Genomic DNA, 12,405 nt, shown 5'->3' with positions numbered 1-12,405 from the left:
CCGAACACAGAAGTTAAGCCCACCAGCGCCGATGGTACTGCTAACGCGGGAGAGTAGGCCGCCGCCAGTTTTTATTTTATTTTTAAAAATCCTTTATCTTTATGATAAAGGATTTTTTTTTGCTTTATACTTGCCGTACGAGGCCATCTATGATTTGAACGGGCTAAAGCCCGTCCCTATTGATGATGTACCGTTATTCATAACCGTTTTAAGATTAAATAACAGACTTATTATTTAATCTGGAGCCTTTCCTTATAGGAACTTAAATAAGGTATAAAAACAGGCTTATTTTAGCTTTGGAAATACCATCGTGCAGCTATGCCGTATTTAAAGAATCACTAAATATAAAAAACCGTTTCAAAGAAGAAACGGCTTAATTTTATTATTTTGACTTTTCAAATATTCTTACATACTAGGATCTCCATCAGGACATTTGAAATCATCACTGCAACCAGCACAAATTACAGTACCATTACAATAGTACATACAAAATTCTGGTTCAGGAAGATTAACACCTGCTCCGGAAATACTTTTTAACTGGTCTTTTCTTAGTTTTTTTAGATTTTTCATATTGTTTTAATTAAAAAATTGATACTAATGTAAATTTATATAAAATATTTTTAATTAACTCTATTGTTATATGTTAAAAATTAACTTTTAGAAAAGAAAAAAATAATGAGTTATGGTAATTTCCAGGTCCGGCGTGCTTATGGTGAACAGAAAAGGGCATTCTGAGGAGTTTATCCGTTCAGGTAAAGTCCATCCTATAAATAGAGCAAGTTATCCCTGAAATGAGGCTTGAAATATGAAAAGGAAATAGAATGTATTCATTACCCAGAAAATGAAAAGTAAAAAAAATAGCCAATAATGAATTATTGACTATTTGAATATTATTTCTTGATTAAGCCGAGTTCAATCAGTCTTTCATGTAGGAATTCTCCAGCTGTTGTATCTTCATACAATTTTGGATTGTTTTCGTCTACACAATTGTCCAAAGCATTTAAGGACATAGCACTGATTGGATGCATAAAGAAAGGAATTGAAAATCTTGATGTACTCCACAATTCTCTCGGTGGATTAACGACTCTGTGAATGGTAGATTTCAGTTTATTGTTGGTATGTCTTGAAAGCATATCTCCAACATTGATCATTAATTCATCCGGTTCTGCGATCGCATCGATCCATTCTCCGTTGTGGTTCTGAACCTGAAGACCTTTTCCCTGTGCTCCCATTAAAAGAGTGATAAGGTTAATATCGCCGTGTGCTGCTGCTCTTACGGCATCGTCCGGTTCTTCTGTAATTGGCGGGTAATGGATGGGTCTTAAGATAGAGTTTCCTTCTGCGATTTTATCATCAAAATAAAACTCATTTAAGCCCAGGTGAATAGCTAAAGCTCTCAATACATACTGTCCGGTTTTTTCAAGCATCTGAAATGCTTCTTTACCTACCTCGTTGAATTTCGGAAGTTCTTCAACGATTACGTTGTCGGGATACTCGGTTTTGTATTTTGAATCATCAGACAGGTATTGTCCAAAGTGCCAAAATTCTTTTAAGTCTCCTTTTTTGAAACCTTTTGCAGTTTCTTTACCAAATCCTACATAGCCTCTCTGGCCACCAATTCCTGGAATCTCATACTTTTGTTTCGTTTCCACTGGTTGGTCAAAAAAGTTTTTTACCTCTCCATACAATTCATCTACCAATTGATCATCAAGAAAGTGGCCTTTTAAGGCAACAAAACCAATTTCTTCATAAGCTTTTCCGATTTCATTTACAAATTTCTGTTTGCGTTCCGGGTTGTCCGAAAGGAAATCACGCAGGTCTACACTAGGTATTTTATCCATTTTTAGAAATTTACGAACAGCAAAATTACATATTTTTTAAATTAAATGATTTTAAAATCATTATTTATAAGTTAAATTTGCTGTATGAAAAAATATTCTTCTAAGAGAAGTATTCAGATACTTGCGCATCTTCTTCAGCAGTACGGAATTGCAGACATTGTAATTTCACCGGGATCAAGGAATGCTCCTTTGGCGATTCACTTTTCAGAAGTGGATAGTTTCAACTGTTTCAGCATTGTAGATGAAAGAAGTGCTGCTTTTGTAGCAATGGGAATGGCTAAAAGCGAAAAAAAACCTGTAGCAATTACCTGTACGAGCGGCTCAGCTGTAGTCAATTATTACCCTGCTGTTACAGAAGCTTTTTATCAGAATATTCCACTTTTGATACTGACTGCAGACCGACCGACTGACTTTGTTGATATTTTTGACGGGCAGACGATCAGGCAGAAAGATGTTTTTCATCAACATTCTTATGGTGATTTCCAGCTCCTGGAAGACAGTAAAGAGAATGCAGAAGATATTAATTTTGATATCATTAAGAAAGCAATTGAGCTTTGTTTTGAAAAGCAAGGTCCTGTACATATCAATATTCCCCTGGAAGAACCTTTATATGAGCTGGTTTCTGAACTTCCGTCTTTTCCGACGGTTGAGAAAACTATCAGACATAAGGAATACGAAATCCCTTCTAATCTGATTGCAGAGTGGCATACCTCTCAAAGAATCATGTTGTTGGTAGGAACAAGAGATTATAGCCCTGAACTGGAAAATCAGCTCACGCAATTAGTGAAAAATCACTCAGTTGTTGTATTAAGCGAAGCCAATTCAAATCTGTATCATGAGAAGTTTTTCAGACATATTGACCGTTTGATTTTTAATTTTACGGAGGAAGACTATAAAACATACGCTCCGGATCTTCTGATCACGGTAGGTCAGAATGTGGTTTCCAAAAAAGTAAAGCAGTTCCTGAGAAGCGCGCGTCCAAAACAACACTGGCACCTGGATGAAGTCTGGCAGCCGGATACCTATTTCTCATTAACTGAGAAAATTGAAATTAAGCCGGAAGTTTTCTTTTCAAAACTTTTAAAGTTCATTAACCTTGAACCCAGACCTTATTTCAATTTATGGGATGTTTTGAGAGATAAAAAAGATGCAAAACATGAACAGTTTTTGAATACTGTTGAGTTTTCAGATTTTTATTTTTTCAATAAGGCTTCACAGACGATTCCTGAAAATTATAATATTCATGTCAGTAATTCTTCCGGAATCAGGTATGCTCAGCTATTTGATTTTGGCAAGAGAAAAATGTATTGCAACAGAGGAACCAGCGGAATTGACGGGTCAACCTCTACTGCAATGGGATTCGCTATTAAAAATGCAAACCCTACCTTGCTGATAACAGGGGATCTAAGTTTCTTTTACGATATCAATGGTTTATGGAACCAGTATATACCACCATTTGTAAGAATTATGATCTTCAATAACGGAGAAGGGAATATCTTTAAAATCATTCCGGGACCAGGGAATGCAAATCCTAATACATTGGATGAGTTTATTGCAACCAAACATCGTAAAAATGCCGAGTATCTGGCTAAACATTTCGGATTCTCTTATGTGAAAGTAGAAGATGAAATGTCTCTGGACAGAGTCCTGGAAAACTTCTTCAAACCTGATGCACAGCCAAAAATCCTGGAAGTGAATACCCACGGAAAGAACAGTGCAGATGTATTGAAAGATTATTTTAATTTCCTGAAATAAAACTAAAGATCCAGATATTCTTCATTTCCGGGTAGATTGATAATTCTGTCTACCGGGTAAATGAACATATCATCAAAATCATTTAAAGCATTAATAAGTTGGAAGTGGGTAAATTGCTTTATGTTCTGTAAAGTGATTTCTGCTTCCTTTATTTTTTTTTGCTTTAAAAGATGCTGCCTTTGTACACCGTTTAAAAGATAAGTAGTTGGAGTGAACCAGTCTTTGCCTTTCAGGAACAGAAGATTGGAGAAAGAAGTATCAGTGATATGATTATTTTTGATAATAATAATTTCTTCAGCCTTAGCCTTCATTTTCATTTTATCCAGCTCTTTTCTGTCTTCAAACTTGAAAGAGTAGTCGAAGCTGTTATTTTCCACCAGCTGGAAGTCCTGTATTTCAGGAATAGCATAAGGAATCATCTGTGTCCGGATTCTTTTATCAAGGTCATAGGCTATTCTCAGCTTAAAAAGACCGTCTTCATCGTGTTGCAGGTTTTTGTAGATTTTGGCAAGGTCAATTGATTCTTCCTTTCCGAAATGGGAGAATGTTTGATTTACACGTTTCTGATGCAGATCTAAAAGAAAAATTTCCTGATCTTCTACTTTAATGCTTTCAATGAATTGGGACATAGATTTTGTTTTTCATTTCCTGATATTCGTCTTCTAATTTACTCATGTGCGTTATACCGCCTCCGCTTTTGAAATAAAGTTGGTTTTCTTCTTTTTCAATAAAGCGTATCATTACGCAGCTGTCTACATTCTTACCGTCGAACCACCCGCAAACACCTGTATAATATCCTCTGTCATAACCTTCAGCTTTAAGGATTATTTCCAGGGTCTTCGATTTGGGAGCTCCCAGAATAGATCCTGCAGGAAGCAGCTTTTGCATAATGCTTCCTATTTTTCCATTAAACTCAGGTTTCAGTTTTCCTGAAATTTCTGAACTCATTGCATACAGATCTTTTTGTTGAGTCTTGATAAAATCAATCTGTTGAAACTGATCTACTTTCACATCATCAGCTATCATACTCAGGTCGTTTCGGAGAAGATCTACTACGGTATAATGCTCTGCCTTTTCCTTTTTATCGTTCTTCAGAATCTCCGCTGCATTTTCCAGAGAAGCATCAATGGTGCCCTTCATAGGATAAGTCAAAATTTTACCGTCAATAATCTTCACAAAAGTTTCCGGAGAAAAAAATACAAAAAAATCTTTATAAAAAACTTTATACTTCGCATGAGAATGATAAAAAATTTCCTCCAAAGTTAAATTAGTCTCAATTTTTGTTTTTCTGGTATAATTGATCAGATAAGAATTTCCGAGACGAATATTTTTCTGGACTTTGGCAAAGCCGGTTTTAAAGCTTTCCAGCGTTTCGGGGAATGATTTCCATTCAATTTTTTCAGGCAGTTTGTTTTGCTTTTTTTTGATTGAAAAGCCTTGAAAATCAATCATTAATCCTGAATTTTCAATTTCGCTTTCTCTATAAATTTCGACGTTCTTACACAGAAAGTCAATGACGAAGAAATAGGGAACCTTCTGAAGAGAAAGTTCGTCCATTTCTATAAATTTTTGATGATTCGCTGAAAACATTCGACAAAAATACTTATTGATGTTTACTTTTGCATAAAATTTTTATGATGCAGAATAAATATCCGCAGAAACCGGGAATAGATTTTATATTGAAGCAGGCATTTTTTTACTGGAATAAAACGCTGGTTTATCAGTTGATGTTTTCGATTTTTTATTTTGGAATCTTTCTTACCGTTCTTTTTTTCTTCGATGCCCGGTACAATATTTTAAATCAGTATGCAGAAGCGGCCCAATATGCCAAAGACGGAATGGAAGTCTATTCTGCACAGCTTATGAAAATGATGTCCAATGACGGATTCCGGAAATTTTCGTGGGCATTGATCGGAACTACCATTTTCCTGTATCCCCTTAATCTTGGATTCTACCAGATATACAGAAAAATTGATCTGAAGGAAAAACCGGAACTGGGAGACCTTCTTGTCGGTTATAATGGAATTAATTTCTTTAAATATATCGGGTATTATATATTCTGGTTCTTTGTATTTTCATATACTTTTCAGACCATTATTCTGGCTGTAATCTGGGTCCTTATTACCTTGTTTGTAGCCCCATTGATGTTTTTTACAGACAAAAGAATTTTTGAAGCCATTTCTTTAAATTTTAAAGCACTTAAGATGTATTTTCTGGAAATTTTAGTCTGTACAATTGTTGCTGTATTCTTTAAATACGTTGGATTTACCTTATTTTTTATTGGTGGGCTCTTCACTTTTCCTTTCTGGAATGCGATGATATATTCTCTTTATAGAACAGTTTTTTCAGAAAAACGCTAAAATTCATTCCTGTTTAATATGTTTTTTTGCTAAAAAAAGTTAATTTTGGTAAAATCATTAAAATATTAAACTATGTCTGAATTTAACGAATTCGATCAGCAGGGGTCTGTTCCGAATAAAGAAACGGGATCAATTATCTCGCATGCCTTTGAAATGTATAAAGGAGTTTTCCTTTATGGAGTGGTGGCCATGGTCATTTATCTGATCGGAGGCTTTCTTATCCAGTCCATCACAGGTTTCAATTCTGCCTCAATGGTAGAAGAAATGAAATCTTCAGGTGGCAATTTCAGTTATTGGAATGCTCCGGGGTTTCCTTTGTATATGACATTTTCAGGAGTTTTTGGAATTTTGCTGGCTCCTCTTTATGTAGGGTTGATTTATATTGTCAACAAATACAATACTAAAAACCAGATTGAATTTTCGGATCTGTTTATAGGGTATCGTCAGAATTTTGTTAATATTCTGATTTACAGTTTTCTTTCAGGTATTATTTCCGCAGTAGCAATGGCATTGTGTGTGCTGCCTTTCTTTTTTGTCTATCCTTTATTATTATTAGGATATCCTATTCTGTTATTTGAAAATGCATCTGCTACGGAAGCTTTAGGAAAATCTTTTAATATTGCTAAGGAGAACTATGGAACATTCCTATTAACAACCTTTTTAGGCGGATTAATTTCTATGGCCGGAATCATTCTTTGTGGCATCGGAATTATTCTGACAGCTCCGTTTATGATGGTCGTGATGTATTCTACATATTGCGCATTTTTAGGAAAGCCACGACAAATTATGTTTAAACAGCCTTAAAAAAATACTAAATAACAATTGATGAATAAAGAAAAGCAAATAAGCAGTACGGCAATAAAACAGATTTCATTACTGGTCATTATTTTAGTATTGGCAGGATTGATCTGTTTTAATCTGGCGCTCTTTGTACCTTCAGTTTTAGGAGCTATTACCATTTATGTGGTTTGCAGGAAATACAATTTTTACCTGCAGGAAGAAAAAAAGTGGAAACCCTCCCTTGCCGCATTTGTACTGATGTTTGCGAGTCTTATCATTCTGATTTTACCGATTTACTTTATTGCAGACCTGATTATTGATAAATTGGGAAATGCACAGGCTTATATGGCTAAGTTTAATGTTTTCCTGGATAAGATCCATTCTTATATCTATTCCAAAGTAGGGTTTGACATTCTCAGCCAGGAAAACATGACTAAGCTTAAAAGTTCAGTGGGAAAAATTTCAACTTCCGCACTGAGTGGTACATTTAATACCCTTACTGTGGTGATGTCTATGTACTTTATTCTTTATTTTATGCTGGAAAAGCCTCGGCTGTTCGAAAGAATTCTTACGACTTCGGCACCTTTGAAGAGAGCAAACATCTCTTTGATAGGAGATAAAATGAGGAAACTTATTATGGCTAATGCTATAGGAATTCCGGTTGTTGCCGTAGGGCAGGGAATAGTGGCTCTTATCGGATATCTTATCTTCGGAGCACCGGGAGCGGCCCTTCTTTTTGCTCTTACAGCAGTATCTTCAGTGATTCCGGTTGTAGGAACGGCTATTGTATATGTTCCGGTATGTATTTTTATGATTGCAGAAGGAAATACGGTACAGGGGCTTGGACTGGCAGCATACTGCGTTGTGATTGTGGGGCTCACCGATAATCTGCTTCGTTTTACCCTTTTGAAGAAACTTGAAAATATTCACCCGCTTAATACCGTTTTCGGAATTATTATGGGAATGAATTTATTTGGATTCATGGGGCTTATTTTCGGTCCTATTCTGATTTCGCTTACCTTGCTTTTAATTCAGGTATACAGAAATGAATTTTCTGACGAAAATGCTCCTCCTGATCTGGAGTTGCCAAATCAGAATGATGTAGAAGAAAAATTAATTTAATTATTTATAGAAGTGGAAGGACTTAATCCGGAAATATTAAAAGAAATCTGTATTGTTAAAATGCCTTTTGGCAAATACGAAGGAACAGTGCTTGCCGATTTGCCGGTAAGTTATCTTGAATGGTTCAACAGAAATGGGATGCCTAAAGGAAAACTTGGTATGCAGCTTTCAACCGTTTATGAAATCAAAATCAACGGACTCACGGAACTTCTAATTCCTATCAGAGCCTCTCTGCGAAATTCTTAAATTTTTACTTTTTATCCCTAAAATTTACTTAAATTAATAGTTAGATGTCAAACTAATTTGTAACTTTGCAGTATGAATATACCCTTAGATATTTCTGAACTTCAGGAAGCTTTACCCAGAAAAGTTTCAAATCTGCAGTCTGCAATCCGAAACAGAATTTTGGCAGACTTTACGAGGGAGAATATCAATATCACTTTAGAAATGTATCTGGTATTAAGATGTCTGTGGGAAAAAGACGGAAGAAATCAACAGGAGATTTCAGATGTTCTTTACCGTGACAAAGCAAGCCTTACCAGTCTGATTGATAATCTTGAGAAAAGAAATCTGGTAGTAAGGGTTCAGAATCAAAGTGATAAAAGAAATAAAAATATTTTTCTTACCGATGGAGGAAAAACGATTAAAGAAAAAGTAACGCCCATCATTTCGGAGCTTCTTTCTGAAATTGAAACTACCGTTTCTGAAAAAGACCTTACCACTACCATTCATGTTTTGGATGCTTTATTTAAAAAAATAAAATAATTTTCAATTAAAAGTTAGATATCAAACCAATATGAAGCAGGATTCATTTTATCAGTCAGTTCCGGAGTGGATGAAAACCCCGTTTCTCCTCATTCTTCTGATTTCTCAATCTGTTGTCAACGGATTGCAGGGGGTAGATATTAATTCTATAGCCTCTCAGCTGGGAGAGGAAAAAGACCTCCTTCAGTTTGCGTCTTTTACCAATTCTGTAGGTTTTGTTGCGATGATTGCTATTGCAGGGCATATGACCAAAATTTATCAGAGAAAAAATCTCTGGCTGATCTGTCTTGCACTGGAGTTTTTAATCGCTTTGCTGATGATTGCTCCCAACAATGTGTATGAAGTGATTTTTTTGAGCTTTTTTTGTGGTACCGTAAAAATAATATGTCTTCTTGATGCCATACGCCTTTTAATGCAACGGCTTAACCCTTCCGGAAGCCGGGGACTTTTTTATGGCATCTACTATACGATTTCTTTTGTGACAGCTCAGGGAATTGCTTTCGTTGCTTCATGGCTTATTGTAGACTACGAGTGGTATTATATCTATTATTTATGGCTTCCCGGAATTGTTATCAGTCTTTTTATTGTTCAGACTGCTTTACACGGTAATAAGGATGAATCTACTGTAACATTAAAAGATATTGACTGGCTGAGTTATATTGCTTTAGTCGTAATGGGAATTTCTCTGTCTTATATTTGTGTAATGGGAGAAAGACTGGACTGGTGGTATGATCACTCCATTATTCTGAGCTCTTTCATCTTCTTTTTCAGTACTCTTGTTTTTATTACAAGTAATAGGTATCATAAAAATCCGATGATAGATCTTTCAGCCTTCGTAAGATATAAACAAATCGGCTGGGGAGTAGTTTTTATGTTTTTATTATATGTCGTATATAATTCATCGTCAGTGATCTCTTCTTTTCTGCTTCTCAATTTTAAAGGGGATACCAAATATGCAAATATCTCTAATCTGTATATGATTCCAGCCTTTATTGTTTCAGTGCCTTTAACAGGAATATGGCTTCATAAAAAGCATAAGGCAAGAGGTGCATTGGTGCTCGGATTCCTTCTCTATGCTCTGTTCTATTTTCTGATTAAAAAACTGGTGGCTTTTGATATTCCTGAGGAAGCACTGATTGTCCCTCAGTTTATAAGGGGAGCTGCCTATGGAGTAACGATGACCAGCCTGTCATATTATGTTTCTTCTAATGTGGAATTGAAAGATAACAGTACCCGGGTATTTTTTAGTGTATTTTCCAGATATATGCTGGCCATGCCTATAACTTCTGCTTTTTTTGGACATCAACTGGCCTACTATAAAATAAAATTCAGTACAGATTTTGCTCAGCATATTGTACCGACAGATCCTAAAGTAACGGATTATCTCAATACCCTCACAGCAGGATTTATAAACAAAGGTATGGATATGGTTTCTGCTCAGAATATGGCTCTAGGAAGCCTTCAGAAAAAAGTGCTGTCGGATGCTTTATTAAGAGGGGTGGATGAAATATTTATGATGCTCTGTATAATGAGTATTGTACTCATGTTCATCTGCTTATGCCTTAAAGTATTTAATATCCACTATGAAGTCTGGAAAAATACATATCCATTGACTAAACTTTCGTAAAATCGAGCTCAGGCGGTATCGAAAATACCGCCTGAGACGGATCTAATGAAGATCGCTAGCTTTTCAATGCTGCAATTTCATCTCTTAATTTTGCGGCCCTGATAAAGTCGAGGTTTTTGGCTGCAGCTTCCATTTCTTTTTGCTTCTGCTCGATCATTTTTTCTATATCTCCGTCTGTATAGCTTGCTTTTGTTTCTGCCACCTTTTGCAGAATTTCTTTTTGAGTATATTTTTCATCCGGAAAATCTTTGCTTCTTCCGACAAGGTTTTCCGATATTTTTTTATTAAGAGCTTTGGGTTGAAGCCCATGATCTTCATTATACTGCATCTGCTTGGCTCGTCGGTATTCGGTTTCATCCAGGGTGGCCTGCATGGATTTGGTGATCTTGTCAGCATACATAATCGCCTTTCCGTTGATATTTCTTGCAGCACGTCCTACGGTCTGAATCATTGATCTTCTGCTTCTCAACATCCCTTCTTTATCCGCATCAAGAATCGCTACTAAAGAAACCTCCGGTAAATCCAATCCCTCTCTTAATAGATTAACACCAATTAAGACATCAAAAAGCCCTAAACGCAGATCCTGCATAATCTGGATCCTTTCCAGGGTTTCCACATCAGAGTGAATATATCTTGTTCTGATTCCGAATTTTGTGAAATATTTGGTAAGCTCCTCTGCCATTTTTTTCGTTAGAGTGGTTACCAATACTCTTTCATCAGCATCAGATCTTTTCTGGATTTCCTCCATTAAATCATCAATCTGATTTAAAGTAGGCCTTACTTCGATAATAGGGTCCAAAAGTCCCGTTGGCCGAATGATTTGTTCTATATAGGCTCCGCCTGTTTTTTCCAACTCATAATCTGCAGGTGTTGCGGAAACATAAACGACCTGATTCTGCATGCTTTCAAATTCTTCAAACTTCAATGGCCGGTTGTCCATTGCAGCAGGTAGTCTGAAACCGTATTCTACCAGAGCCTCTTTTCTGCTCCGGTCACCACCATACATAGCATGAACCTGTGGAACTGTTACATGGCTTTCGTCAATTACCATCAAAAAATCTTTAGGAAAATAATCAATCAGGCAGAAGGGTCTTGTTCCGGGAAGCCTGCCGTCGAGATACCTGGAATAATTTTCAATTCCTGAACAATACCCCAGTTCCTTGATCATTTCAAGGTCCAGCTCGGTCCTTTCCTGAAGTCTCTTGGCTTCCAGAGGTTTTTCGATTGAATTAAAGAAATCAACCTGCTTTACCATATCATCCTGAATTTCTCTGATCGCCCCGTTTAATGTTTCCTTTGAGGTCACAAAAAGATTAGCAGGATAAATCTGAATCTGGTCAAAGCTGGATTCTACATTTCCGGTTACCGGATCAAAACTTTGAATTTTCTCAATTTCATCTCCAAAAAACTGAATTCTGATGGCGTTATCTGCATAGGCCGGGAAAACATCAATGACATCTCCTTTTACACGGAAAGTTCCTCTCTGGAATTCATTTAATGTTCTGGCATATAAGGCACTCACTAATGAATGAAGAAGAGCTGTTCTTGTTACTTTTTCTCCAATCGCTATTGAAATCAGAGATTTATGAAATTCGGTAGGGTTTCCAATACCGTAAATACAGGATACTGAAGCTACAATCAACACGTCCCTTCTTCCGGAAAGAAGACTGGCTGTTGCGGAAAGACGTAGTTTTTCAACTTCTTCATTGATACTCAGGTCTTTTTCAATATACGTTCCGGTGGTAGCGATATAAGCTTCCGGTTGATAATAATCATAGTAACTGACAAAATATTCCACCGCATTTTCTGGAAAGAATTCTTTAAACTCCATAAACAGCTGAGCGGCCAGAGTTTTGTTGTGGGCCAGTACTAAAGTCGGTCGTTGCACATTCTGTACAACATTAGCCACAGTAAAGGTTTTACCGGAACCTGTTACCCCAAGAAGAGTCTGGTATTTTTCACCAATCTCAATCCCTTCTGTAAGTTTTTCAATTGCCTGAGGCTGATCGCCGGTTGGTTTATATTCTGATTGAAGCTTAAAATCCATAGAAAAAGAATGTATACAACAAAAATACGAAAGAAATATTTAGGCATATAAAGTTTTGATGTTGAATCTTTTGATTATAAAATTTTAACCGGTTTGCTCAATAGTAGG

Annotated in this window: 13 protein-coding genes; 8 read left to right on the top strand and 5 right to left on the bottom strand. The window is 36.2% G+C overall.

Annotated features, from left to right (window positions below):
* The coding region (locus JO178_RS06890) for a hypothetical protein (RefSeq protein ID WP_291933426.1) at positions 1-238 on the top strand (238 nt) is incomplete at its 5' end.
* A 167-nt stretch (positions 239-405) separates the two neighbouring features.
* Here the strand turns inward: JO178_RS06890 and JO178_RS06885 are convergent.
* A complete protein-coding gene (locus JO178_RS06885; RefSeq protein WP_291933425.1) occupies positions 406-570 on the bottom strand; it encodes a hypothetical protein in 165 nt (54 codons plus the stop codon).
* Positions 571-890: 320 nt separating this feature from the next.
* Positions 891-1,841 carry a 2-oxoglutarate and iron-dependent oxygenase domain-containing protein gene (locus JO178_RS06880; RefSeq protein WP_291933422.1) on the bottom strand — a complete coding sequence of 317 codons (951 nt, stop codon included), beginning with the start codon at positions 1,839-1,841 and terminating at the stop codon, positions 891-893.
* Positions 1,842-1,925: 84 nt separating this feature from the next.
* Here JO178_RS06880 and menD point away from each other — a divergent pair, with 84 nt between their 5' ends.
* Complete coding sequence (gene menD / locus JO178_RS06875; RefSeq protein WP_291933420.1) at positions 1,926-3,596, top strand: 2-succinyl-5-enolpyruvyl-6-hydroxy-3-cyclohexene-1-carboxylic-acid synthase; 1,671 nt, start codon at positions 1,926-1,928, stop codon at positions 3,594-3,596.
* A 2-nt stretch (positions 3,597-3,598) separates the two neighbouring features.
* Here the strand turns inward: menD and JO178_RS06870 are convergent, their stop codons facing one another.
* Together JO178_RS06870 and JO178_RS06865 are read right to left on the bottom strand one after the other, a co-directional pair.
* A complete protein-coding gene (locus JO178_RS06870) occupies positions 3,599-4,225 on the bottom strand; it encodes an aminotransferase class IV (protein ID WP_291933418.1) in 627 nt (208 codons plus the stop codon).
* Positions 4,209-5,186: an aminodeoxychorismate synthase component I gene (locus JO178_RS06865; protein WP_291933416.1), complete on the bottom strand. Its 978-nt coding sequence runs from the start codon at positions 5,184-5,186 to the stop codon at positions 4,209-4,211. The genes JO178_RS06870 and JO178_RS06865 overlap by 17 nt, the downstream gene beginning before the upstream one ends.
* A gap of 47 nt (positions 5,187-5,233) precedes the next feature.
* On the opposite strand from JO178_RS06865, the gene JO178_RS06860 reads away from it, so the two are divergent.
* The 6 genes from JO178_RS06860 (at position 5,234) to JO178_RS06835 (ending at position 10,250) form a co-directional block, all read left to right on the top strand.
* Positions 5,234-5,956, top strand: a complete 723-nt coding sequence (locus JO178_RS06860) for a hypothetical protein (protein WP_291933414.1) — start codon at positions 5,234-5,236, stop codon at positions 5,954-5,956.
* A gap of 72 nt (positions 5,957-6,028) precedes the next feature.
* A complete protein-coding gene (locus JO178_RS06855; RefSeq protein ID WP_291933411.1) occupies positions 6,029-6,760 on the top strand; it encodes a beta-carotene 15,15'-monooxygenase in 732 nt (243 codons plus the stop codon).
* Between the two features lie 21 nt (positions 6,761-6,781).
* A complete protein-coding gene (locus tag JO178_RS06850; protein WP_291933409.1) occupies positions 6,782-7,858 on the top strand; it encodes an AI-2E family transporter in 1,077 nt (358 codons plus the stop codon).
* Between the two features lie 12 nt (positions 7,859-7,870).
* Positions 7,871-8,104, top strand: coding sequence for a DUF3820 family protein (locus JO178_RS06845; RefSeq protein ID WP_291933407.1), 234 nt, complete (start codon positions 7,871-7,873; stop codon positions 8,102-8,104).
* A gap of 72 nt (positions 8,105-8,176) precedes the next feature.
* Entirely contained in the window at positions 8,177-8,623 is a 447-nt protein-coding gene (locus JO178_RS06840; protein ID WP_291933405.1) for a MarR family transcriptional regulator, read from the top strand.
* 31 nt (positions 8,624-8,654) lie between these two features.
* A complete protein-coding gene (locus JO178_RS06835) occupies positions 8,655-10,250 on the top strand; it encodes an MFS transporter (protein ID WP_291933402.1) in 1,596 nt (531 codons plus the stop codon).
* A 55-nt stretch (positions 10,251-10,305) separates the two neighbouring features.
* Here the strand turns inward: JO178_RS06835 and uvrB are convergent, their stop codons facing one another.
* The gene (gene uvrB, locus JO178_RS06830; protein WP_291933401.1) at positions 10,306-12,297 is read right to left on the bottom strand and encodes an excinuclease ABC subunit UvrB; all 1,992 of its coding nucleotides are present in this window, start codon (positions 12,295-12,297) and stop codon (positions 10,306-10,308) included.
* Positions 12,298-12,405 lie beyond the last annotated feature (108 nt).

The sequence above is a fragment of the Chryseobacterium sp. genome, from assembly GCF_019236175.1.
Classification (GTDB): Bacteria; Bacteroidota; Bacteroidia; order Flavobacteriales; family Weeksellaceae; genus Chryseobacterium.
Note: the sequence above shows the minus strand (reverse complement) of the source record. Positions and strands in the feature narration are given on the sequence as shown.